This window comes from Lentzea albidocapillata subsp. violacea, from assembly GCF_900100275.1.
Classification (GTDB): domain Bacteria; phylum Actinomycetota; class Actinomycetes; order Mycobacteriales; family Pseudonocardiaceae; genus Lentzea; species Lentzea violacea.
The window spans coordinates 1-24,811 of record NZ_FNET01000003.1; the positions used below are offsets into that span (position 1 = coordinate 1).

The 24,811-nt window shown below is 69.4% G+C and carries 18 protein-coding genes; 13 read left to right on the plus strand and 5 right to left on the minus strand.

Features of this window, described 5'->3' with window-relative positions:
* Positions 1-416: 416 nt before the first annotated feature.
* The 3 genes from BLR21_RS07870 to eccE all read right to left on the minus strand — a co-directional run bounded on the left by BLR21_RS07870 (position 417) and on the right by eccE (position 4,241).
* Complete coding sequence (locus BLR21_RS07870) at positions 417-1,979, minus strand: S8 family peptidase (protein ID WP_090005144.1); 1,563 nt, start codon at positions 1,977-1,979, stop codon at positions 417-419.
* 220 nt (positions 1,980-2,199) lie between these two features.
* Positions 2,200-2,928 (minus strand): hypothetical protein, encoded by a 729-nt coding sequence (locus BLR21_RS07875; RefSeq protein WP_030478326.1) that lies wholly within the window; start codon positions 2,926-2,928, stop codon positions 2,200-2,202.
* Positions 2,925-4,241, minus strand: coding sequence for a type VII secretion protein EccE (gene eccE / locus BLR21_RS07880; protein ID WP_420843862.1), 1,317 nt, complete (start codon positions 4,239-4,241; stop codon positions 2,925-2,927). The genes BLR21_RS07875 and eccE overlap by 4 nt, the downstream gene beginning before the upstream one ends.
* A 159-nt stretch (positions 4,242-4,400) precedes the next feature.
* Between eccE and eccB the strand changes: the two genes are divergently transcribed.
* The 3 genes from eccB to BLR21_RS07895 all read left to right on the plus strand — a co-directional run bounded on the left by eccB (position 4,401) and on the right by BLR21_RS07895 (position 7,482).
* Complete coding sequence (gene eccB, locus BLR21_RS07885; RefSeq protein WP_090005586.1) at positions 4,401-6,014, plus strand: type VII secretion protein EccB; 1,614 nt, start codon at positions 4,401-4,403, stop codon at positions 6,012-6,014.
* A gap of 71 nt (positions 6,015-6,085) precedes the next feature.
* A complete protein-coding gene (locus tag BLR21_RS07890; RefSeq protein ID WP_256334549.1) occupies positions 6,086-6,403 on the plus strand; it encodes a hypothetical protein in 318 nt (105 codons plus the stop codon).
* An 11-nt stretch (positions 6,404-6,414) separates the two neighbouring features.
* Entirely contained in the window at positions 6,415-7,482 is a 1,068-nt protein-coding gene (locus BLR21_RS07895) for a WXG100 family type VII secretion target (protein WP_256334550.1), read from the plus strand.
* Between the two features lie 63 nt (positions 7,483-7,545).
* On the opposite strand, the gene mycP is transcribed toward BLR21_RS07895, so the two are convergent.
* Entirely contained in the window at positions 7,546-8,958 is a 1,413-nt protein-coding gene (gene mycP / locus BLR21_RS07900; protein WP_090005151.1) for a type VII secretion-associated serine protease mycosin, read from the minus strand.
* Positions 8,955-10,358 (minus strand): type VII secretion integral membrane protein EccD, encoded by a 1,404-nt coding sequence (eccD, locus tag BLR21_RS07905; RefSeq protein WP_090005153.1) that lies wholly within the window; start codon positions 10,356-10,358, stop codon positions 8,955-8,957. The genes mycP and eccD overlap by 4 nt, the downstream gene beginning before the upstream one ends.
* Positions 10,359-10,588: 230 nt before the next feature.
* Between eccD and eccCa the strand changes: the two genes are divergently transcribed.
* The 10 genes from eccCa (at position 10,589) to BLR21_RS07955 (ending at position 24,773) form a co-directional block, all read left to right on the plus strand.
* A complete protein-coding gene (gene eccCa / locus BLR21_RS07910; RefSeq protein WP_090005156.1) occupies positions 10,589-14,614 on the plus strand; it encodes a type VII secretion protein EccCa in 4,026 nt (1,341 codons plus the stop codon).
* Positions 14,615-15,632: 1,018 nt separating this feature from the next.
* Complete coding sequence (locus tag BLR21_RS07915) at positions 15,633-18,461, plus strand: AfsR/SARP family transcriptional regulator (RefSeq protein WP_176929532.1); 2,829 nt, start codon at positions 15,633-15,635, stop codon at positions 18,459-18,461.
* A 184-nt stretch (positions 18,462-18,645) separates the two neighbouring features.
* Positions 18,646-20,448 carry a type VII secretion-associated protein gene (locus tag BLR21_RS07920; protein ID WP_090005587.1) on the plus strand — a complete coding sequence of 601 codons (1,803 nt, stop codon included), beginning with the start codon at positions 18,646-18,648 and terminating at the stop codon, positions 20,446-20,448.
* Positions 20,449-20,470: 22 nt separating this feature from the next.
* The gene (locus BLR21_RS07925; protein WP_090005159.1) at positions 20,471-20,857 is read left to right on the plus strand and encodes a hypothetical protein; all 387 of its coding nucleotides are present in this window, start codon (positions 20,471-20,473) and stop codon (positions 20,855-20,857) included.
* A gap of 147 nt (positions 20,858-21,004) precedes the next feature.
* Entirely contained in the window at positions 21,005-21,313 is a 309-nt protein-coding gene (locus tag BLR21_RS07930; protein WP_090005161.1) for a WXG100 family type VII secretion target, read from the plus strand.
* A gap of 67 nt (positions 21,314-21,380) precedes the next feature.
* Positions 21,381-21,668, plus strand: a complete 288-nt coding sequence (locus BLR21_RS07935; RefSeq protein WP_176929533.1) for a WXG100 family type VII secretion target — start codon at positions 21,381-21,383, stop codon at positions 21,666-21,668.
* Between the two features lie 256 nt (positions 21,669-21,924).
* On the plus strand, positions 21,925-22,368 hold the full coding sequence (rplM, locus tag BLR21_RS07940; protein WP_030478339.1) for a 50S ribosomal protein L13: 444 nt from the start codon (positions 21,925-21,927) through the stop codon (positions 22,366-22,368).
* 26 nt (positions 22,369-22,394) lie between these two features.
* Positions 22,395-23,012, plus strand: a complete 618-nt coding sequence (rpsI, locus tag BLR21_RS43625) for a 30S ribosomal protein S9 (protein WP_256334551.1) — start codon at positions 22,395-22,397, stop codon at positions 23,010-23,012.
* Positions 23,013-23,204: 192 nt separating this feature from the next.
* Complete coding sequence (gene glmM / locus BLR21_RS07950; protein WP_090005165.1) at positions 23,205-24,539, plus strand: phosphoglucosamine mutase; 1,335 nt, start codon at positions 23,205-23,207, stop codon at positions 24,537-24,539.
* Positions 24,540-24,575: 36 nt separating this feature from the next.
* Complete coding sequence (locus BLR21_RS07955; protein ID WP_143027650.1) at positions 24,576-24,773, plus strand: hypothetical protein; 198 nt, start codon at positions 24,576-24,578, stop codon at positions 24,771-24,773.
* The last annotated feature ends 38 nt before the right edge of the window (positions 24,774-24,811 follow it).

Sequence of the window (24,811 nt, forward strand, 5' to 3'; positions counted from 1 at the left end):
CTCGGCTCGGTTGCCGCGTCTCGCCTGCCCGCGTCGCGCCGTGCCCCACCTCGGCTCGGTTGCCGCGTCTCGCCTGCCCGCGTCGCGCCGTGCCCGCCCCGCTCGCCCAGCGCCATCCCGCTTACCCTGCCTGCTCTGCCCCGCTCGCTTGCCCCACCCCGGCTCGCTCGCCGCGTTACGCCGTGCCGGTGCCGTGCCGCGCCCCGCCTCGTCCGGCTCGTGTCGTCGTGCCTCGGCTCGCCCTGCTTGCGCTGCTTCGCGCAGCCGTGACCTCGTCGGAGTGTCAGACCTGCTCTGTACGTTGGGTCGCGGGGGACCTTTCGCCAGGGGGTACCCCTGCGTCAGCCTGCCTGCCCTTCCGGAAAGGGAGGAGCCCCCGGCGGGGGGACCGGGGGCTCCGTGGTGGTGCGGCTTGGCTAGATGTCGAGCGTCCACGAGTCGATGTGGCCCGTGTCCTGGCGGTAGAGGTCGCGGACCCTGAGTTGCCAGGTGCCGTTGGCGTCCTCTGCGGACATGTTTACGGCGTAGGTGGCGTTGAGGTCGTCGGCGCTGTCTGAGCCGTTGCTGACCTTCAGGACCTTCACCGTGCCCGAGGGGGCGATCAGGGACACTTCCAGGTCGCCTCGGTAGGTGTGCTTGATGGCCACCTTCACGGAGCCGGTGGTGCTGGCCTTGCCGTTGCAGTCGGCGACGGTGATCGCGGACTTGACCTCGCTGGCGTCCGGGATGGCGGTGTCGGTGTCGTTGGTGACGGCCGGGCACTGGCCGGGCGGGTTGCCGGGGGCCGTGCCGGTGATGTGGAGGAGCTTGTTCGGGGAGCCGGTGCCTGGGGTCGTTACGGCGTCTGAGGTGGCGTTTTCCACCAGGGCGTCGCGGACCTGTTGCGGAGTGGCCGTGGGGGACGAGCCCAGGTAGACGGCTGCTGCGCCCACCACGTGCGGGGTGGCCATCGACGTGCCGCTGATGGTGTTGGTGGCTTCGTCGTTGGTGTGCCAGGACGAGGTGATTTCGCGGCCTGGGGCGAAGATGTCGAGGCAGCTGCCGAGGTTCGAGAACGAGCTGCGCGCGTCGGTGCGGTCCGTTGAGCCTACGGTGATTGCCTCGGGGGTGCGGGCCGGTGAGGTGTTGCAGGCGTTGCTGCCGTTGTCGTTGCCTGCCGCCAGGCCGTAGGTGACGCCTGCGGCGATGGAGCGTTTCACGGCGTCGTCGACGGTCTGGTTGGCGCCGCCGCCCAGGGACATGTTGGCTACCGCGGGCTTGTTCGCGGGGGTGTTGGTCACCTGTTCGGTGACCCAGTCGATGCCTGCGATGACGCCCGCGAAGGTGCCGCTGCCGGAGCAGTTGAGGACTCGGACGCCTACCAGCTTCACGTCCTTGGCGACGCCGTACTTGGTGCCGCCCACGGTGCCCGCGACGTGGGTTCCGTGGCCGTTGCAGTCGGTGGCGTCGTCGTCGTTGTCGACGGTGTCCCTGCCGTGTACGGCGCGGCCGCCGAAGTCGGTGTGGGAGATGCGGATGCCGGTGTCGATGATGTAGGCGGTGACGCCCGTGCCGCGGTTCGGGTAGGTGTAGCTGTTGTCGAGCGGGAGCGTGCGCTGGTCGATGCGGTCTAGGCCCCACGACGGGGTCGGGGTCTGCGTGTCGGAGACGCGGACCTCGCCGTCCTGTTCGACGTAGGCGACGGCCGGATCTGCTGCCAGGCGCTTGGCCTGGGTTTCGGACATCTGTGCCGAGAAACCGCGCAAAGCGGACTTGTAAGAGTGCTTCACCTTCGCGCCGTACTTAGCGCTGAGGTTATCCGCGCTTGACGTGCTCACGTCCTTCAGCACGACGATGTAGTTGTCCTTCACCGCGTTGGACGCACCGAGGTTGCGAATCTCCCCCTCGGGCGCAGCGGTGGCGGAGACGGACGACAGGACGAGCGCAGTGCCCGCCACCAGTCCGATTCCAGCCGCTCGCCTGGCCCACGATTCTCCCATAGCAGCAAGCTCCCTCGTCGCAGGGTTGTGCAGGTGAGAGTTTTCTTAGTGGCGCGGACTGATTTCGCACAAGAAGGTCCACGAAATTGCCTTCGAATGCCGAATCAACAGATTTGGTCAGCTTTGTGAATTAGTTGGTGCTGCTGATCTCTTTACAAAACAATTGCGCCCCGAACGGTTGTCCGTTCGGGGCGCAGGTTTTGCCTATTTGCTGAGCGTCTCAATCGCCTCTGCGGACTGCTCCGAGGATCTGCTGTTCGGCCGGGGTCGTGTAGAGGCGCAGGTGCGCCCACATGTCCTGGCCCATCGCGATGACCTGGTCGTCCTTGAGCTGGGTGAGCTGCTGGAACATCTGCGGGCGCAGGCGCCACATCTGGCCGGCGAGCTGTGCCTGGCCCATCGGGAGGCGCTGCAGGAGCACGAGGTCCGCGTTGTTCGCCGTGGACGACGCCTGCGGGTGCAGGTACGGCAGCACGTACATCGTGGTCTGCCACGGCGCGCGCGGCGGGAACAGTTCCTGCGGGACGTGGCCGCCGTCGTGGATCACCAGCAGCGGCATGTCCTCGGTCGGGCGCGGGAGGTCCGCCGGGGACAGCCGGCGCAGCTGCACCAACTGAGATGGGCGGCCGTCCGGGCCCTGGCCCGCGGCGCGCACGACCGGCTGCCACGCCTGCGGACGGCCCGTCGCGATGATGATCCACGCTCCGGTCGCCATGGCGCGCAACGCGATCTGGCGGGCCAGGTACAGGCCGCCGACGACCACCATGCGGGTCGGCGTCGGGCGCAGCACGGACACGCTGAGCGGCTCGCCCTTAGTGCCCTGGCCGAGCATCATGCCGCCGCGGTCACCGCTGGGGCTGACCAGGTCGAGCATGTCCGGCGACACCAGGAACTCCGGTGCCACCGCACCGCGGCCGCGCGTGTCGAGCAGACGGGACGACGAGCTCATGCCACACCTCCCAGCGGCAGCGTCGCGGCGAGGCCCGCGAGCTGCATGCCCCGCAACGGGGTCAGCGTGATGTCGAGCTTGTCGCCCAGCTTGGACAACTGGTCCTCGGCGCGGTCCAGCTCGCTCGGCGTGCGGGCGCTCACCCGCACCAGGCCGCGCAGCGAGACCTGACCGTCCTCACGGGACGGTGAGATGGACATCGCGAGCGTCGACGAGAGAGCGCGCACACCGGTCAGCGCGTTCAGGTTGCCCTTGAGGCCCTTGGACGGCCAGCCGGTGATCGCGTAGCTCGCGTGACCGACGCCACCCGCGGTGACGCCCGCCCACTTCTCGCGCAGCGACACGGGGTTCGTGTTGCCGACGGCCGCGGTGAGCTCGGCCGAGGAGATCGCCGCGCGCAGCAGCTCGTCCGAGTCGAGCGGGCGGATCGTGACGCCCGCGGACTCCAGGGCGTTGCGGACGCGGGACAATGCGCCGATCAGCGCCCGGTGCGCGCCGACGACGCCGCCGCCGCGCTCCCGGATCGCCTCGCCGCAGCGGCGCGGGTCCAGCCGGACCGTGATCCACGTGGTGCGCCGGGCCGCCGCGGGCAGCGGGCCGAGCACCTCCATGTACGAGCTGATCGCCGGCGAGTTCGGCGGGAGTGCCGCGCTGCCGGGGTAGCAGTGCCAGATCACGGTGATCGCGTCCAGCACGACACCGCGGTCCTCGAGGCACGGGGTGAGCGCTCCCAGCGGCAGCGACGGCGCCGAGCCGACCGCGGAGATCAGCGGCGGCGTCGGGTCGACCAGCAGCACCGCGGTCCACACGCCCTCGTGCCACGACAGCGCGAGCGGACGGCGTTCGTGGTCGACTCCCTTCGCGATCACCAGGTCCGGGATCGCGAGTCGCAGCAACGCGACGCGCGGGTCCTCCGGGCCGAGCACCTGCATCTCGTCGTCACCGGGCTTGGACTCCTGCGGGTCCAGGCGCTTCGCGGTGCGGCTGTGCGACCGGAAGTTGTAGCGCAGGCGGACGCCGATCCACTGGGTGAGCCAGCGACCACGCGATCGGGTGAACGCCAGGATCAGTGCGATCAGGAGCACACCGCCGGCGATCGAGACCGAGACGACGTTCAGCGCGTCGCCCTGCTTGACGCCCATGAGGGTGAGCACGAGGAGTGCGATCGCGAGACCGACCTCGATCGTGACTACGTTGGAGACCGGCAACGAACCGAGGCTGGCGCCGGAAGTGCTGCGACGGACACGCCCGACAGGGCGGGGCGGCGCAGGTGCCTGCTGGCCAGGCCCCCCGGGTCCCTTCGGCCGTGCCATCCCTGGGTTGGGCCGGGGCGGATGTGGAGTGGTCACGGACATCCGTTGTGGTCTCTTTCCCCTCGATGGTCGGCGGGCTTGGCGAACCGGCCCACGGAGCAACCTGCGTCCGGCTATCCTGCCGAACCGTACCGCGACTGGGAGAGCAGCGAGCCGAGAATGGCATCAACACCCACCACCAAGTCACAGGTCCAGGCCTACCGATTCGTCCTGCAGCGGATGCAGTCCGCGCTTGTCCGCAGAGACGCGGTCATGCTGCACGACCCGATGCGCAACCACTCGCGCGCGACAGCGGTGGGTGTGGTCCTCGGCGTCGTCGGTCTGCTGGGCTTCCTCATCGTCGGCCTTTTCAGCCCGGCGCCGAAGCTCGACAACGAGACGCAGATCGCCATCAGCAAGGAGACCGGCCAGGTCTACGTGGTCGACAACGCGCCACGCCGGCTGATCCCGATGACGAACCTGGCCTCGGCCCGGCTGCTCTGGTACTCGCGCAACAGCCCCGACGCGCAGCAGGGTCAGGGCGGCGGCGACGCACCGGCCGGCACGGCGGGCGGTCAGCAGGGGGCGGCCGGCGGGACCCCGAAGCTGGTGAGTGAGAAGGCTCTCGCGAACCTGCCGCGCGGCCGGCTGACCGGCCTGCCGGACGCTCCGGACGTGCTGCCGAAGGCGAACCTCCGCATCGACGCGCAGTGGTCCGTCTGCGACACGCTCGACCTGGACGAGTTCCGGGAGAACCAGGCGGCGGAGAACCAGATCAAGACCTCCGTCATCGCCGGTGTGAGCGGCGGCAACCCCGAACTGGGCGACGAGGCGATTCTGGTGCAGCAGCGCACCGGCGCCAAGAAGGCGTACCTGATCTACAAGAAGCCCAAGGACCTGGGCAACATCTCGTCGTCGACGGTCCGCGCCGAAGTGGACCTCAAGAACGACAAGGTGATGAACGCCCTCAGGCTGAAGGGCAAGCAGCCGCGCGCGATCAGCACGGCGATGCTGAACGCGATCCCCGAGGTCGCCCCGCTGATCGCGCCGGTCATCGCCGACCAGGGCAAGAAGGCGACCTACGTCACTGAGACGAACGTGAACATCGGCGAGGTCGTCGAGGTGAACCTGACCGGCACCGCGACGTACATGGTGGCGCTCAAGGACGGCTTCCAGGAGGTCGACCAGACCGTCGGCGACCTGCTGCGCTGGTCGTACTCGAACAACGAGAAGTCGATCCCGCTCACGCCGAACGCGGTCGTGAACCACCGGGACCCGAAGTCCCCGCTCAAGCTCGACTCCTACCCGGAGCGGATCCCGACGACGCTCGAGGCGAACCCCGGCAACACCGTGTTGTGCCTGGGCTGGAAGGCCGACAACTACACGGAGGACACCAAGGCCGAGCACACCTCCGTGACGATCGGCGCCAAGCTGCCCGGTCCGAAGGAGATGACCCCGGTCGAGTTGAACGCGACGGGTGCGACGGGCGAGATCCTCGACGAGTTCCTGATGCTGCCGGGCAAGGCCGCCGTCGTGCGGGCTAGCCAGGGCAAGGGCGACTTCGGGACCGGGCCGGTGCAGATCGTCACGGGTCGCGGCGTCCGCTACGGCGTCCCGGACGCGGCGACCGCGGCGGCGCTGGGTCTCGACGGGACGTTCGCGCCGGCACCGAACCAGATCCTGAGCCTGTTGCCGATGGGACCGCAGCTCAACAAGAACGAGGCGAACCGCAGCTACGACTCGATCCCGGTGCCCAAGGGCACCATCAAGGATCCGCAGGCCGTGCAGAAGTAGCGGAACCGCTCCGGGTGCATCACCGTCGAATGCGGACGAAGTGCACCCGGAGTGTCGTAGGGGGACTAGCTGTGGCCGGTCGTATCAGCGTCGATGCCGAGTGGTTGGAGAAGTACGCCGACCGCATCGACGGCACGACGGACGATCTGAGGCGGGTGCGGGACGCCATGAAGGTGTCCCCGCTGCGCCCGCAGTCGTTCGGCGAGATCGGCAGAACCGTCGGTACGGCCCAGGGTTACGCGCGTGCGGCCGAACTGCTCAACTCGCAGCTCGTCCGCGCCTGCGACACGCTCGATGCGGCCGCCAAGGGCCTGCACGCCGTCGCCAGTGCACATGGCAGGGGCGACGACGACGCCCTGCAGGCCATCAAGAAGGCCGACCGGCGGTAGGGGGAGCTGTGATGGCCAAGGACGGCAAGCAGATCGCGGCCGAGGTCGGTCCCGAGCTCGACTACCTCTCGCAGGTCAGCCGCAAGCTCGGTGTCGTGGACCTCGTGCACGACTTCTTCGACCCGCTGGTGGGCGACTGGAACGACCTGCGCGAGGAAGCCGAACGCTGGCGCAAGGCCGCGAAGGTGACCGAGGCGGTCAACAACCACGTCACGGCGCCGCTGGGCGGGGTCGACGCGCGGTGGGAGGGCAAGGACGCCGACGCGTTCCTAGACCACATGCGCAAGGTGGGGCTCGCGGGCGGCGACATGTCCGACGCGATGAACGCCATGGCGGACGCGCTGGAGGAGACCGCGGACGGCGTGCGCGTCATCGTGCAGGACATGGCGCACGTGCTCGCCGACGCCGCCGACTCGGTGTCCGGCACGGCCTCGCTGCCGCTGGACGGCGACCAGCGCGCGATCAGGCACATCGAGGACCTCAAGGATCCCGTCCGCGAACTGCACGAGTCCGCGCGGCAGGTGCTGGAGGCGTTCCTGAAGCTGTGCGACGGGGTGTCCGGTGACGCGGCCGGCTTCGGTGACGTGCGGATGGAGCACAGGTATCCCGACAGGGACTGGACCTACGCGGCGCCCGTCAAGCCGGAGGCCAGGATGCCGGAACCGGCCAGGGCCTCGGCCACGGCCGCCGCGAGCACCGGTGCCTCACCGGGCGGTGGCGGCGGCGGGGTTGGCGGTGGTGGCGTTGGTGCCGGAGGAGTCGGTTCGGTCGGTGCGCCGGCCGCCGCGGCACCGCAGCCGATGCAGTTCGGTGGCGCCACGGGCGTCGCTGAGCAGGTTCCGTTGGCGGACAAGGGTGCCGGGGCGGCTCCGGCCGCCGCGGCCGCTGGTGGCCGTCCTGGGGCTGCTCCCGGCGGAATGATGGGCGGCATGCCGATGATGGGCGGCATGGCGGGCGGAGGCGGTCAGCAGGGCGGCGACAAGGAGCACAAGCCGAAGCAGCGGCTCACCGGCTCGATCGAGGACCTGCTCGGCAAGCCCAAGAAGGCCGCGCCGAAGACGATCGGCGACGACGACTGACGTGACGACGTGAATCGGCCCCGCTGGGATGCTCTCCAGCGGGGCCGATCTCGTCTGCGGAGCCTAGGCCGGGCGGCCGCGCTTGCGGTTCAGCGAGTTGCGCACGAACAACGTGAGCAACAGCAACCCGCCGCCGACGCCGATGCCCGACAACGCCACGATGATCGGCGGCCAGTCCAGCCCCGGTGGCGGGGTGACGGCCGTGTTCATCTCCTTGGACTGCTCCTTCTGGAAGCCCTTGGACTCGGCGGGCAGCACCGCGGTCAGCGCGGCGACGGGGTTGATCATCCCGTAGCCGATCTTGTTGTCCTTTCCGGACACGTTGCCGGGGTGCAGGGCCGTTGCCTTGATGCGGTCCATCACCTGGCGTGCGTTCAGGTGCGGGAACCGCTCGCGCACCAGCGCCGTGATCCCCGAGACGTACGGGGCCGCGAAGCTCGTGCCCTTGATGTCCTGCACGCCCTGCGCCGTGACGTTCGCGTTGGTCAGGCCGGTGCCCTTGGGGTCGACGGAGATGATCTCCTCGCCCGGTGCGGCGATGCTGACCCACGGGCCCCAGACGCTGAACGCCGAGACCTCGCCGGAGCGGGCGATCGACGCCACGGACAGCACGTCGTTCGCGAACCACGCGGGCGACGAGACCGAGTTGACGTTGGCCGGGTCCAGGTTGTTGTTCTGGGCGGCGCAGCCGGTGCCCTGGTCGCTGAGGTTGCCAGCCGCCGTGACGATCACCACGTTCTTGACGTCCACCGCCCACCTGATGGCGGCCTGCAGCTTCTGGTCGTCCGCGCTGAATCCCTTGGGATTGCTGCAGTTCGTCAGCGAGATGTTGATGACCTTGGCGTCCTGGTTCGCCGCGCGAACGATGGCCTGCGCCAGCGTGCCGACCTTGCCGGCCGACGCGCGCTTCTCGTTGTTCGCGTCGCCCTTGTACTCGAAGCGGTCGCTGGTCTGGCGGATCGCGAGGATCGTCGCTTCCGGTGCGGCGCCGACGAAGTCGCCCTCGGTCTTGGCCGCCGCGGCGACGCCCGCGACCTCGGTGCCGTGGCCGTCGCAGTCGTCCAGACCGTTCTTGTTGCCGTTGACGTACTCACCGGCACCGACGACCCGGTTCCCGAACCGCGGGTTGCGGGGGTCGACACCGGTGTCGATGATCGCGATCTTGATGCCGTTGCCCTTGGCGAACCGGTGCGCCTGGTCCAGGTTCAGCTGGACCTGGCCCCAGGGCATGGTCTTGATCAGTTCGCTCTTGGTGTCGGACTCGACGCACCCCTTGTTGGTGCGCTCGTACGGCACGTCGGCCTTGCCCTCGTCCGCCGGCGGCGGGGTGCCGGGCGGCAGGTCCGGCGGCACCGAGTTCGGCCGCGCGGCCGCCGGTGTGGAGGACGGCTGAGCGGAGGCCTGCGGCAGCGTCCCCGTCAGCAGCAGCAGTCCGGCGGTCGCGGCCGCCGTGGTGCGCCTGATGCCGGTCCTCATAGCGTGATCAAGCCTCGGAACACCTGGTACATGTCCATGACCGCCAGCGCCAGCGGCAGCACGGAGGCGATCAGGATCGCCTCGATGATGTCGACGGTGCGGCGCAACGGCGGCGAGAACTTCTGGCCGGGGAAGATCACACCGAGCACCAGCGCGAGCGCGCCCAGCAGCAACAGCGCGCCGAAGACGAACGCGATGCGGTCGAACGAGGTCGACGAGATCAGCCAGCCGATCAGGATGCCCGCGCTGGCGAACATGCCGGTCGACAGCAGTGCGACGGCCTGCGCGCCGTTCGCGTACGCCCGCCCGCGCATCATCAGCACGATCGCGACGACCACGCCGTAGATCGGGCCCCAGACCGTGTCGGCGCCCGCGGCGACGATGGCGGCCAGTGCCGCGACCACGCCGGTGCCGATGATCATGCCCGTCAGGTACTCGTGCGCGACGGCCGTGCGACGCTCGATGACCGCGTACTCCGGGAAGCCGCTGTCCTCCTTGAGGTCCTCGGCGTTCGTCGGCACGACGGGCGGCGGGATCTTGGCCAGCTGCAGCGTGAGCCTCGGCAGCATCGACAGCGCGGCGAGCGCCACGGCACCGGTCGCGGCGGCCACGCCGGCCAGCGGGTGCTCGACGAACGTCGCGACGAGGAACGCCAGCGCCACGAGGGTGCCGCCGGTCGCCGCGGCGATGAAGACCGTGATGCCCTGGCCGATCAGCAGGATGCCGCCCCACGCGAAGATCATCATCAGCGCGGATGCGAGCAGCATCTTCGGGTTGAAGCCGACGCCGGGCACGGCGTGGAAGCCCGCGACGAACGCCAGCGGCAGCGAGCCGCACGCGGCGATCAGCACACCGGTCGACGCCGAGCTGTACGCCCGCGAGATCGTCGCGCCCGCCGCCAGCATGGCGATCGCGCCGACACCACCGGCGATCGCGGCCGCGAGACCGCTGCCGGAACCGCCCTGCGTGATCGGGCCGGACAGGAACAACGCCACCGCGGACGCGATCAGCGCGATCGCGCCGGCCAGGTGACCGAACCGCTGCGCGGTCTCCTTGGTCCACGGCCGGAAGGAGTCCGGATCGGACTCCGCGATCGCGTCGACGACGTCGTCGTACAACGGCGGCGGCGGATTCTCGTTGCGGCGCCGCAACTGCAGCAGCTCGCCGTCGACGACGCCGAGCGAAGCCAGCGTGCGCGCCGGGTCGAGCGGGTTGTCGCCGAGCTTGGCGATGCACCAGCCACCGTGCCGCACGCCGCCGTCCGGAGTGGCCTCTCTCGCCATGTCCAGCAACATCGGCAGGAGATCGGCCACCGCCACATCGGCAGGCAGCGCGACGTCGATACGCGTTCGAGGTGCCACCACCGTGACACGGCTGAACACCGTCGTACCGGTCGCCACCAGGGCCCCCTAAGTCAGATCAGCACTTGCAAACGATGCGCCCGACCCTATTGGTCCACCTGGACGACTGCCGGGCGGCCCTAGTATGGCCGGACCGACGCCTCTTGCACGTGTGGTTCGCAGAACACGTTCGACTGGGTTTTTTTCCGACCCACCTTCGTGACGCGCGCGGATGCGCAATAGTGTCGGTTGCTACTGGTGGCGTAACGAGTCGAAGAGGTGCCTGTCAGTTGAGCACGCTGCAGTTCAAGCGAACGGCACGCCTTGCTGCTCCCCGGCCTCCGGGCGGTGAGGTCCACCTTGAACCGCCACCCGAGGTCCCCCGGATCATCCCCGGCAACATCATGATGAAGGCGATGCCCGTCGTCATGATCGTGGCGTCGATGGGCATGATGGGCATGATGCTCGTGTTCATGCCGCGGCAGCCCGCGGCGATGATCATGCCGGGCATGATGATGATCTCGACCATCGGCATGATGGCGAGCGGCATGGGCTCGGGCAAGGGCCAGAAGAAAGCCGAGATGAACGAGGACCGCAAGGACTACCTGCGGTACCTCGGCCAGATGCGCGACCGCGCCCGTGAGGCCGCCGACGAGCAGCGCGCCGAGCGCGAGTGGGTGCACCCCGACCCGCAGATGCTGTGGTCGCTCGCCACCACCAGGCGCATGTGGGAACGCCGGCAGAACGACCCGGACTTCTGCCACCTGCGCGCGGGCCGGGGCTCGCAGCGTCTCGCGACCCGCCTGGTGCCGCCGCAGACCGGTCCCGTCGAGGAGCTCGAGCCGATCGCGACGCTGGCGCTGCGCCGTTTCGTGCGCGCCCACTCGCTCGTGCCCGACCTCCCGATCTCCATCGCACTGCGCGGTTTCGCCGCGGTCGGCCTGCTCGGTGAGATCGAGGACCGCCGTGACGTCGCGCGCGCCCTCATCGCCCAGCTCGTCACCTTCCACGCCCCGGACGACCTGCTGATCGCGGTCGTCAGCGCGGGCCGCACCAAGCAGTTGTGGGAGTGGGCGAAGTGGCTGCCGCACGCGCAGCACCCCACCGACATCGACGGCATCGGCCAGCGTCGCATGATGGCGAACTCGCTCGCCGAGGTCGAGGCGATGCTGGACGAGAACCTGCGCGACCGGCAGCGGTTCACCCGCAACGCCCCGCCGCCGCCCGACCAGCCGCACATCGTGATCGTCATCGACGACGGCGACATCAGCCGCGAAGAGATGATCATCCTCGAGGAGGGTCTGGTCGGCGTCACGCTGCTGGACCTGAGCGAGTGCCTGGGCAACCTGACGGCGCGGCGCGGTCTGCGGCTCGTCGTCGAGAACAACCAGCTGGGCGCCCGTTCCGCGACCGGTGTCGAGTGGTTCGGTGCCCCGGACCGGCTGTCCATCGTGGAGTCCGAGGCGCTCGCCCGCAGGCTTTCGCCCTACCGCATGGGCGCCGCCGGTGAGGCCGGTGGCGACTCGGGCGAGGACCCGTTGGCGATGAGCAACAACCCGCCGCTGCTCGAGTTCATGGGCATTCCCGGCGACCCGATCACGTTCGACGTGCAGCAGGCGTGGCGGCCGCGGCCCAAGCGCGACCGCTACCGCATCCCGTTCGGCATCGGCGAGCACGGCCAGGCGGTCGAGCTCGACATCAAGGAAGCGGCCGAGGACGGCATGGGCCCCCACGGCCTGTGCATCGGCGCGACCGGTTCCGGCAAGTCGGAGTTCCTCCGCACGCTGGTGCTCGGCCTGCTGGCCTCGCACTCGTCGACGGCGCTCAACATGATCCTCGTCGACTTCAAGGGTGGTGCGACGTTCCTCGGCCTGGACAAGGCACCGCACGTCGCCGCCACGATCACCAACCTCGCCGGCGACCTCAGCCTGGTCGACCGCATGAAGGACGCCATCGAGGGCGAGGTGTCGCGGCGTCAGGAGGTCCTGGCGAAGGGCAACTACAAGAACGTCTGGGACTACGAGAAGGCCCGTGAGAACGGCGCCCAGCTCGACCCGCTGCCCGCGCTGTTCATCTGCATCGACGAGTTCTCCGAGATGCTGACGGCGAAGCCGGACTTCATCGACATCTTCCTCCAGATCGGTCGTGTCGGCCGGTCGCTGCAGATGCACATGCTCCTCGCGTCGCAGCGGCTCGAGGAAGGCAAGCTGCGCGGTCTGGACACGTTCCTGTCGTACCGGATCGGTCTGAAGACGTTCAACGCGGCGGAGTCCCGCGCGGCGATCGGTGTGCCGGACGCCTACGAGCTGCCGCCGATCCCGGGCTCGGGTTACCTGAGCGTGCAGGGCATGCCGCTCACCAGGTTCAAGGCGCTCTACGTCTCGGGCACCTACCGTCCCGCGGGCATGCAGTCCGCCGGTGAGTCGGTGGCCGTGCGCAGTGACAAGCGCCCGCGCTTCTTCGTGCCGGACTTCATCGAGATCCCGAAGGAGCCGGAGCGCCCGCTCGAGCCGGTGAAGGTCGCGGAGCCGGTCAAGGAGGACGCGAACGAGCCGACCCAGCTCGAGCTCATCGTCGAACGCCTCTACGGCCAGGGCCCGCCCGCGCACGAGGTGTGGCTGCCGCCGCTCAACGAGCCGCCGACCATGGACACGATGCTGCCGCCGCTCGACGTGACCCCGGACCGCGGTCTCACGTCGCCGGGCTACCCGGCCAACAGCACGCTGCAGATCCCGGTCGGCATCGTCGACAAGCCGTTCGAGCAGCGCCGCGACCTGCTGTGGGCGGACTTCTCCGGTGCGGCCGGACACGGCGCGATCGTCGGTGGCCCGCAGTCCGGCAAGTCGATGATGCTCAGGACGCTCGTCGCGTCGATGGCGCTCACCCACACGCCGGAGGAGGTGCAGTTCTACCTCATCGACCTCGGTGGTGGTTCGCTCGCCGCGATGGAGGACCTGCCGCACGTCGGTGGCTTCGCCGGTCGTCTCGACGTCGACAAGGTCCGCCGCATGGTGGCCGAGCTGCAGACCCTGATCGCGGAACGCGAGCTCCGCTGGCGCGACCAGCGCATCGAACTGGCCGAGTTCCGCAACCGCAAGCGTCGCGGTGAGATCAAGGACGACGCGTTCGGTGACGCGTTCCTGATCGTCGACGGCTGGATGAACTTCCGCCAGGAGTTCGAGATGGTCGAGCCGCAGATCCAGGCGCTCGCCGCGCAGGGTCTGTCCTACGGCGTGCACGTGATCGTCGGCGCGAGCCGGTGGGCGGAGATCCGGCCCGCGATGAAGGACCTCCTCGGCACGCGCTTCGAGCTGCGGCTCGGTGACCCGAGCGAGTCCGAGGTCGACCGCAAGGTGGCGGTCAACGTGCCGCCGGGCCGTCCTGGCCGCGGCATCGTCATGGACGGTTCCACCGGACGCCGGCTGCACTACCTCGTGGGCCTGCCGCGCATCGACACCTCGCAGGACGCGAACAGCGTCACGGCGGGCGTCGCCGACCTCGCGAGCAAGCTCACGGCGGCGTGGCAGGGCCCGCGCGCCCCGCAGGTCCGGATGCTGCCCGACCTGCTCGACCACGGGCAGTTCATGGCCCACGTCCAGCAGGCCTACCCCAACCGCGGGCGCCTCGTCCCGGTCGGCGTCAACGAGGACGAGCTCGCGCCGGTCTACCTGGACTTCGACGCGGACCCGCACTTCATGGCGCTGGCGGACGGTGAGTCGGGCAAGACGAACATCCTGCGCACGATCGTCCGCGGCATCATGCAGAGCTACACCTCGTCCGAGGCGTTGATCCTGCTCGCGGACTACCGCCGCACGATGCTCGGCTTCATCGACACCGACCACCTGCTCACCTACGCGGTGTCGGGCCCGCAGTTCACGCAGAACGTGCAGGAGATCAAGGGCTCGCTCGCCGGCCGCATGCCCGGTCCGGACGTCACGCAGGAACAGCTCAAGAACCGTTCCTGGTGGAAGGGCCCCGAGGTCTTCGTCATCGTCGACGACTACGACCTGGTCGCTCCGCAGGGCGGTGCGAACCCCATGCAGCCGCTGGCCGAGTTCATCCCTCAGGCCAAGGACGTCGGTCTGCACATCGTGGTCGTCCGCCGCATGGGTGGTGCGTCCCGCGCGATGTACGACCCGATCATGGGCAAGCTGAAGGAGATCTCGGCGCCGATCTTCGTCGGTTCCGGCTCGAAGGAGGAGGGCAACATCGTCGGCAACCTCAAGCCGTCGCCGCAGCCTCCCGGCCGGGGCACGCTGGTGACCCGCAAGCACGGTCAGCAGCGCATCCAGTTCGCCTGGATCACGCCGGACTAGCCCCTGTGGCAACGTCTTCGTGGGTGGTCTCGCCGCAACGGCGGGGCCACCCACGAGTCGTTCCGGGGGAAGGCATTACCTGGAAAGGCCCGCGGCCGAAGCCACGGGCCTTTCCAGGTAATGCCTTCCCCCGGCCGCCGGATCCGGAACGCCGATGCGGCCAAGAGGGAGGCGACCGCACCGGCGTTCCGGATCCTGTTCTTCCGAGCCACCCCCAGGCTGACTCCTCCGAACCGGCTGGGCAGAACTCTGCCGCACACCGCTCACGCGCCGCTCACGTCTCGATGACACCGTTCCCCGGCAATGAAAAAGGCCCGCAGCCGAAGCCGCGGGCCTTCACCGAACAGCAGGGGACTGTCCGGTTCCCCCATGACCGGAGTTCCACCCTGACCGCACCACTGGGAGGGGCGGCCAGGGAGTTCGGCGATCGTGACACCCCCCAGAACCTCAATGTCACTCTCGTCGCTCCGGCTGGTGACCACTGTGCCCGGTCGCGCTCACACTTCGGTCACGGCCGCGAGACACCCGGAAACTGATGAAGCGGTGCTGGTGGCCCCCCAGAAACCCTTGCCACCAGCACCGCTGAGAACTACCGTGCCCCACCCCGCTCACACTTCGCTCACACCGCGATCACACACCGTCTAAACTGACCGTGGAACCCAGGGGGACCATTGCGAGCCGAGTACCGCGTGCGCACCCTGTGCCGCGGCGGGACGACAGCCGGACGACAGCGATCCCCCAGGCGAACCCTGTCGCTGTCGTCCTCGGCTGGTGATGAGCCTGCCGGACGCCACTCACACGTCACTCCACTGTGGACGGTCCCAGGTGCAGGGGCCATGAACCGGCACTCGTCGCACGACCTGCTGCGTGCTTACGCGTCTTCGTTGCAGGAAACGGAGGCAGGGATGAACAGCTGCGGAACCGGATCTCCGAGCTCTCCCGGCACCGCCGAAGAACTGCGGGGTGCCGTGGCCCGGTGCGACACTCGTCCCGAGGGGAGCGTGTTCTGGGGGTGATCGTGAACGTCGAGTTCCGGGTGCTCGGCCCGCTCGAGGTGCTGGCGGACGGCGAACCGGTCTTCGTCCCGGCAGGTCGCGGCAGGGTGCTGCTCGCGACGTTGCTGCTGCGCCCCAACCAGTTCGTGTCCGTCGATGAGTTGATCGACCGGCTGTGGGACGGCGAACCGCCGACCGCCGACCGTGCGCACAAGACGCTGCAGACGACGGTGTTGCGGCTGCGGCGGGCCCTCGGCGAGGCGAACCGGGTGCGCACGACCGCCGGTGGCTACCTGGTCGAGGTGGCACCGCAGGAGCTCGACCTGTTGCGCTTCCGCGAGTTCGTGCTCGAGGGTGACTTCGCCTCGGCGACGGAACTGTGGCGTGGGCCGGCGCTGGCGAACGTGGCATCGGACGCGTTGCACCGCGAGGACGTGCCGCGCCTCGAAGACGAACGCGTAGGCGTGCTGGAGCGCCGGATCGACGCCGACCTGAGCCGCGGCCAGGCCGGGCAACTGGTCGCGGAGCTGAGCGAGCTGGTGCGGCAGCACCCGTTGCGGGAACGCTTCTGGGCGCAGCGGATGACGGCGCTGGCCAGGTCCGGCCGGCAGGCGGAGGCGCTCGAGAGCTACCGCGAGATCACCGCGCTGCTGGCCGAGGAACTGGGCGTGGACCCCTCACCGGAACTGTCCAGGCTGCACCTCGCGCTGCTCAAGGGGGAGGTGGAGGCGCCTGACCACAAGGTGATCTGCCAGCTGCCGCCCGACACGTCGGCCTTCGTCGGCCGTGAGCGACTGCTGCACCAGGTGGAGGAGATGTTCGCGACGCAGGGCGGGGTGCCGGTCGTTGTGCTCAGCGGCGCTCCCGGCGTGGGCAAGAGCGCGTTCACGATCAAGGCCGCCCACCGGCTGCGCGACCGCTTCCCGGACGGCCAGCTGTTCGTCCGGCTCAACGGCGCCGGTTCCGCACCGCGCGATCCGGCCGAGGTGCTCGGTGAGCTGCTCCTCGCCCTGGGCGTGTCGGTCACCGGCATGCCGGACGGCTTGGAAGCCCGTGCCGCGGCCTTCCGCGCCCAGCTGGCCGATCGCGCGATGCTGGTGGTGCTGGACGACGCGGCGGGGCCGGAGCAGGTCAGGCCGCTGCTGCCGGGAACGGCCGGCTGCGCGACGCTGATCAGCAGCAGGCAGCGCCTGGTCCAGGTCGAAGGTACGCACGGTCTGCGGTTGCCGCCGCTGAGCGACAAGGACGCGTCGGCGTTGCTGGAGAGCGTCATCGGTTTGTCCCGTGCTGCTACCGACCGGGCCGCCGTCCGCGCGATCGTCGGCGCGTGCGGTGGGTTGCCGCTCGCGCTGAGGGTCGTCGGCGCACGGCTCGCCGCCCGCGAGTCGTTGCCGCTGCGGTCGCTGGCCGGGCGGTTGTCCGACGAACGGCGCCGGCTCGACGAGCTCGCCACCGGCGATCTGGAGGTTCGCGCGTCGTTCGGGCCGAGTTACGAGGCCTTGCCCGCCGACGCGGCGACCGCGTTCCGCCGGCTTGGACTGCTCGGCGCGACCGACGTCGCGGCCTGGACCGTGGGGGTGCTCGCGGGCGGGGACGGTGAGCGACTGGTCGAACGGCTGGTGGAGGCGAACCTCGTCGACGAGGTCGGTCTCGACGTGACCGGTGAACCGCGCTACCGCATGCACGACCTGCTCGCGGTCTACGCCGCCGAGCTGGTGCGCGAGGAACCTCCCGAGGAGGCCACGGCAGCCCTGCGCGACTACGTCGACGTGATGGTGACGCTCGCCGACGACGCGGCGCGGGACTGGTTCGCCGCGGACGACGCGCCGAAGCGCCCCATCACGAGGTCCCGAGCGCTGGAGGTCTCCGAGCTCGACCGGCTGGTCGAGGGCAGGGAGAAGTGGCTGCTCGCCGAGCAGGTCAACGTGGACAGGGCCATCATGCTGTGCCTGAACCGCGGCTGGGTCGAGTCCGCCGAGAACCTCATGCACCGCGCGTTCGTCTACCTCGACTGCTACCACCCGCACGAGCGGATCTTGCGGGTGTGCGAGCTCGTCCGGGATGCGGCTTTCGCGCAGGGCGACGAGCTGATCGCCTGGCGTTCGCACCTCCGGCTGATGAGCCAGGTGGTGACGCGAGGGGTCAACGAGGAGGTGATCGCGGAGTACGCCCGCTGTGCGGACGGCTTCGAGGCCGTCGGAGCCCAGGCCGAGCTCGCCTGCGCGCTGGGAGCGGTGGCGTACTTCACGATGCTCCACACCGGACAGCCGCAGCTCGCGATCGCCGAACGCGCGGTGGCCGCCGCGCGAGCGAGCGGTCTGCAGCTCACACAGCTGAGCGCCCTGCGTGAGCTGGGCACGATGCTCGGCGCCGAAGGACGTCACACGGAGTCGGCGCGGGTCCTGGACGAGGCGTTGGTGATCAGCCGGGAGACGGGCGAGCACAACGAGATCGCCTCGATGCTCAACCGGATGGGAACAGCCGCGCTGGCCAGCGGTGACGCCGGCAGAGCGGGTGCGGCGGCCCGGGAGGCGCTCGACCTGATGACCGCTTTCGGCGACGACAGGGGTGCCGCCTACTGCAGGGTGCTCGTGTCACGAGCCGACCTCGCCCAAGGCGACGCCCACGCCGCGCTGGTCGGTGCGGAGAAGGCGTTGAACGTCTTCGAGTCGCTGGGCGAGCGCCGCGGAACCGTGCGCGCGCTGGCCGCGGTCGCCGAGGCGAACCTCGCGCTCGGTCTCGTGGGCAAGGGGATCGACGTGGCGGCCGCCGCCCTGGAGGACTACGCCGACGCGGGTGACGCCGATGCGGAAGAACGACTGCGGGCCGTGCTGGAGCAGGCCCGCCGGTAGGCGCGATCGTGAGCGTCGAGTTCCGGGTGCTGGGCCCGTTCGAAGTACTGCTCGACGGGGTTCCCACCGGGCGGGTCGACGTCGTGGCGGCGCTGGGCTGAAATCGGACATGGCGACCTTCGTCATCCGTGTCGTCCAGCTCAGTCGCATCCGGTAAGCATGTGCTCGGAAGAGGGGAATGTGCATGAGCCTGCACGTCGCGGTCGACTTCGGCACGTCGAGCACCTGTGTGGCGATCTCCGCGCATGGGCGGGAGCCGCAGGTCGTCGTGTTCGACGGCCAGCCGCTCGTGCCGTCCGCCGTGTTCGCGGCCGCCGACGGCACCTTGTTCGTCGGCCAGGAGGCCGAACGCCAGGCGGCTGTCGATCCCGCGCGCTACGAGCCGCACCCGAAGCGCCGTGTCGACGAGGGGGAGTTGTTGCTCGGCAACACCGTGCTGCCCGTTGTGGACGTTGTGCGGGCGGTGCTGGCACGGGCCGTGGGAGAAGCACGGCGCGTTGGTGGCGGAGCGCCTGTCGACCTTCTTGTCCTCACCCACCCCGCGGACTGGGGCACCGTCCGCACCCGCGTCCTGCTGCAGGCGGCCCGCGGGCTCGGCCGTGAGGTGGTGCTGGTGCCCGAACCGGTCGCCGCCGCCGTCTTCCACTCCGCGAGCCACTCCATTCCGGACGGTGCCGCTCTCGCCGTGCTCGACCTCGGCGGCGGCACGGTCGACGCCAGCGTGGTGGCGCGGGCGGGCAGGAGCTTCCGGGTGCTGTCCGCGAAGGGCGACCCGAGCTTCGGCGGCGCGGACATCGACCAGGCGTTGCTCGAACACGTCGGCGGGCTGGTCGCGGCCAAGGACCCCGAGGCGTGGCAGCAGCTCGTCGAGGGCCGCGAGATGGCCGACCGGCGCAAGCGGCGGGTGCTGCGGCAGGACGTGCGCGGCGCCAAGGAGACGTTGTCCCGGCACGCCTACACCGACGTGCCGATGCCGCCGCCGTTCCCCGACGCGCACGTGACGCGCTCGGACCTGGAGCAGTTGATCGCCGCGCCGATCAGCCGGGCGGCCGCGCTGGCTGGCGCCGCGGTCCGCGACGCCGGTCTCGCTCCCCAGCAGCTCGCGGGGGTGTTCCTGGTCGGCGGGTCCAGCCGGATCCCGCTGGTCGCGCGCATGGTGCACGAGCAGATCCGGGTGGTGCCGACGAGCATCGACCAGCCGGAGACGGTGGTGGCCCGCGGCGCGCTGCGGGCGGTCAGCCTCGACCCGGAACGGACAGGTGGCGTGCCCCAGCCGAAGGGTCCGTCGGGTGAGGTGACTCACAATCTGCGGGTCGGCGACGAGGCCACCCGGAAGATCACCCGCCGGATCACGCCACCGCCGTCCGGGCAGTTCCCGGTCTCGTTCCCCGCTGCCTCGCCACCGCCGCGGAAGAAGAGCAAGGCGCCTCTGTTCATCACGATCGGTGTCGTGGCCGTGCTCGCGGCAGCCGGCGTCGGGGGCTACTACTGGCTGAAGCCCAAGGGGACGCAGGAACAGCCGGCTCCGCAGGGCGACCGGATCGCCGTGTACGACTACAGCTTCGTCCGGCCGGACGGGTGGGAGCAGACGGGCGGTGCCGCACCCGTCCGCCAGGTGCTTTTGCAACCGATTGATCGCAGGAATTCCGATGGCGAACAGCCGGAAGCACGTATTGCTGTGCAGGAGCAAACACTTGAGTACGACAGCGACGCGGATCGCGCTCGCGCGCTGAGTGAGTTGAAGAACACCTTTGAACAACGCAAGGAGAAAGGCGATGTGGTCGCCGACTTCTCCGAAAAAAGCTCATTCGCGGGCAAGTCTGTTGTTCACTATCGCGAAGTGGTCGGGACGACCGGTGTCGACTGGTACATCCAGTTCGCGGGCGAGCATCAGGTGAGCATCGGATGTCAGGCGACGGAAGCCACAAAAGCCCAGGTCAGCACCGCCTGCGAGCAGATCGTCCGCTCACTGGTCATCAAGTCGTAGCCGCAACGTCAGGGAGTCGCCGATGTCCGCCACCGAGGTCCTCGCCCGGTTCCGCGCCGAGGTCGGAGCAGCGGTCACCCGTGCCCGCCGCGCGTCGGGTGAGATCGGTGAACGCAACGCCAAGCTGCGGGAACGCACGCGTGACCTCGCAGCGCTGGCCCGTGATCGCAAGATCGAGCCCGGCGGCCAGGCCACACCTGCCGACGTCCGGGAGGCAGCCAGGGGGTTCCGCACCGACCGCGGGCTGGCCGTCGAACAGGTGCCGGACGCCACCGAACCGGCCGCACTCGTTCCAGCTGAGACGGAACGGGTGACTCTCGGTTCTTCGGCCGTCGCCGGTCCGAGTGGTCAGCTTCCCCGTGTGAGTGACGATGACGAGGACTTTTCGCAGTCGCGAATCCTCTACTGACTCCCGGTTTCACCCGGAGCCGTTTACTAGCGCAACTACTTCGAACGAAGTCGCGACAGGACGGAACCGACGTGGCAGGGTCCTCGTCGGAAGAGGCGTACGAACCAAGAAGTACGACTTGAACTTCTCTGAAGGGGGCATCTCCCAATGGCATTGACCGTTACGGCTGAAGAGCTCGACGCCCTGGCGAAGCACATTGCCGACGTCAACGAGCAGACGCAGGGCACGCTCCGTCAGGTCGGCAGCACCGTCGACACGCTGGCCGGCACCTGGAAGGGCAACGCCGCCACCGCGTTCGGCAACCTGATGACGCGCTTCCACGAGGACGCGACGAAGGTGCAGGAAGCGCTGATGGCGATCGCCGAGCAGATCTCCAGCTCCGCCGACGTCTACGCCCGCAACGAGGAGGAGCAGCAGCAGAGCATGACCGGCATCACCGGCCGGCTCAGCGGCTGATCTCGCTTTCGTTCGTCAGTAGTTTCCAGCGTTTCCAGACTTCGAAACAGATCCAGGGGAGATGGCAATGAGTGGTCAGATTCAGGTTACCTTCGCCGAGGTCGCAAACGCGGCTTCGCAGATCAGCAGCGCCGCCAAGAGCGTTGACCAGCAGCTGGACGACCTGCGCACGAAGGTGACGTCGACGCTTTCCGGCTACACCGGTGACGCCGCCACGCAGTACCAGGCAGCGCAGGACAAGTGGGACAAGGCCGCCGCGGACCTGCAGGCCGTGCTCGCCGCCATCGGTACCGCCGTGCAGCAGTCCGGCGAGGCTTACGAGCAGGCTGAGAGGCAGAACCAGGGACGCTGGTAAGTCGTCGCTGACTACACGATCTCTCGCGAGCCCCGGAACCACGTGGTCCGGGGCTCGCGTATGTCCATGGTGAGGTGGCTTCGGAGGGGCCGTTTTGGTCCTCACGCCACCCATCCGGTATCTTCTGACGTTGTTGTGCGGTAGCTGGCACCCCTATGTGTCGCGCCTGTCTCGGAACCTCCGCTTGGTTCGTCCAAGATCGGTCTGGGGCAACCGCCGCAGTGACCCCAGACGCAAGTGACGACGAGGTAGATCCGTGCGCACGTACAGCCCGAAGCCCGGTGAGGTGACCCGCACCTGGCATGTGATCGACGCCCAGGACGTGGTGCTCGGCCGGCTCGCCACCCAGGCCGCGACGCTGCTGCGCGGCAAGCACAAGCCGACTTATGCGCCTCACGTTGACACTGGTGACTTCGTTGTCATCATCAACGCTGACAAGGTCGCTCTGACCGGCGCGAAGCGCGACCAGGCGTTCCAGTACCGCCACTCCGGCTTCCCCGGTGGTCTGCGCAAGCAGTCCTTCGGCGAGGTCCTGGACACGCGTCCGGACCGCCTGGTGGAGAAGGCGATCAAGGGCATGCTGCCCAAGAACCGCCTTGGCCGTCAGATCGCGAACAAGCTCAAGGTCTACGCAGGCGCGAGCCACCCGCACGAGGCGCAGCAGCCGCAGGCCTTCGAGATCAAGAAGATCGCCCAGTGAGCGACGAGAACACCGAGGAAGTTCCTGTGACCACCCCTGAGAACGAGACCCCTGAGGTCGAGACCCCCGAGGTCGAGGCCGAGGTTGTCGAGGCCGAGGTCGTCGACGCTCCTGAGGCCGAAGAGGCTCCCGAGGCTGTTGAGGCCCAGGCCGTCGAGGCTGACGCTGACGCCCCCGAGGCCGACGCCGCCGAGGCCGAGGCCGAGGTCGTCGAAGAGACCTCCGCGCCGGTGGTCGCCCTCTCGCTGAACGGCGCCGCGCACCTCGCGCAGACCGTCGGCCGCCGCAAGGAGGCCGTCGTCCGCGTCCGCCTCGTGCCCGGCACCGGCAAGTTCACGCTGAACGGCAAGACCCTCGAGACCTACTTCCCGAACAAGGTGCACCAGCAGCTCATCAGGGAGCCGCTCGTCACCACGGAGAAGCCCGAGACGTTCGACGTCATCGCGAACCTGCACGGCGGCGGCATCACCGGCCAGGCCGGTGCGCTGCGTCTCGCCATCGCGCGTGCGCTGATCGCCGTCGACTCCGAGGACCGTCCGGTCCTCAAGAAGGCCGGCTTCCTCACTCGTGACCCGCGGGTCAAGGAGCGCAAGAAGTACGGTCTGAAGAAGGCCCGCAAGGCGCCTCAGTACTCCAAGCGTTGATGCCCCACCGCGGGGCGAGCCGTGTCTGCGTTCGTCAGATCACTGCTCCTCCGCGGTGAGTGCGGGGCCACCCCGCACTCCGAGCGTCATCCAGCTATACCTGCGGGAGCAGCAGTTCACCACGAACTGCTGCTCCCGCAGTGTTTTCCGGGTCCTTTCCCGCCGCCTCGCAGTGTCCAATTCGGAGGATTCATGGCCCGCCTGTTCGGCACCGACGGTGTACGCGGTCTCGCCAACGCCGATCTCACCCCCGAGCTCGCGATGTCCGTCGCCGCCGCGGCGGCAAGGGTGCTCGCCGAGCACGACCGCTCCCACCGCCCGGTCGCCGTCGTCGGCCGCGATCCCAGGGCGAGCAGCGAGATGCTCGACGCCGCCGTCACCGCCGGTCTGACCTCGGCCGGTGCGGACGTGCTGCGCGTCGGCGCCCTGCCCACGCCCGCCGTCGCGTACCTGGTCGCCGCGCTCGGCGCCGACATCGGCGTGATGATCTCCGCGTCGCACAACGCGATGCCGGACAACGGGATCAAGCTCTTCGCCGCCGGTGGCCACAAGCTGCCCGACTCGGTCGAGGACGAGATCGAGCAGCACATGGGCACCGGTTTCGACCGTCCCACCGGTGCCGCGATCGGCCGCGTGCGCGACGTTCCCGACGCCGAGATCCAGTACGTCGAGCACCTGATCAAGGTCACACCGCACCGCCTCGACGGCCTCAAGGTCGTGGTGGACTGCGCGAACGGTGCCGCGTCGGTGGCCGCACCGGACGCGTACCGCCGCGCCGGGGCCGAGGTGATCGCGATCAACGCGAACCCGGACGGCCTCAACATCAACGACGGCTGCGGTTCCACCCACATCGACGTCGTCGCCGCCGCGGTCCGCGAGCACGGTGCCGACCTCGGCATCGCGCACGACGGTGACGCCGACCGCTGCCTCGCCGTGGACGCCGAGGGCAACCCGGTCGACGGCGACCAGATCCTCGCGGTCCTCGCGCTCGCCATGCGCGACGCGGGCGAGCTGTTCGAGGACACGCTCGTCGCGACCGTGATGAGCAACCTCGGCCTGCACATCGCCATGCGCGAGTCGTCGATCCGCCTGCGCACCACCGCGGTCGGCGACCGCTACGTACTGCAGGACCTCAAGGCCGGCGGCTACTCGCTAGGCGGCGAGCAGTCGGGCCACGTCGTGCTGCCCGCGCACGCCACCACCGGCGACGGCCTGCTCACCGCGCTGCGCCTGATGGCCCGCATGGCCGAGACCGGCAAGTCGCTCGCCGACCTCGCCTCGGTGATGCGCCGCCTCCCCCAGGTCCTGATCAACGTGAAGGTCACCGACAAGGCGGCCGTCGCCAAGGCCTCGTCGGTCAGCGAGGCCGTCGCAGCCGTCGAGGCCGAGCTCGGCGACACCGGCCGCGTGCTGCTGCGCCCGTCCGGCACCGAGCAGCTCGTGCGGGTGATGGTCGAGGCCACCAGCCACGAACAGGCCCAGTCCGCCGCGCAGCGCCTGGCCGGTGTGGTTTCCTCGGTGCACTGAGGACAGAGGGGGCTGGGGATGGGGATGACCATGTTGATGTTGCTCGTACTCCTGGTGCTGCTGGGAGGTGTGACAGCGGTCATCGTCGTCGTTGTCGTGACATCGAAGCGCAAACCCGTCGCCCAGCCCCCGTTCCCGCCCGGTCACGGACATCCGCAGCAGCTCTACCCGCCCCAGGGGTATCCGCAGCAGCCCCATCCGCAGCAGGGTCCGCCCCCGCCGAACGGGTGGTGACCGGCGCCGCCACTCGATCAGCGGTGATCATCAGCGCC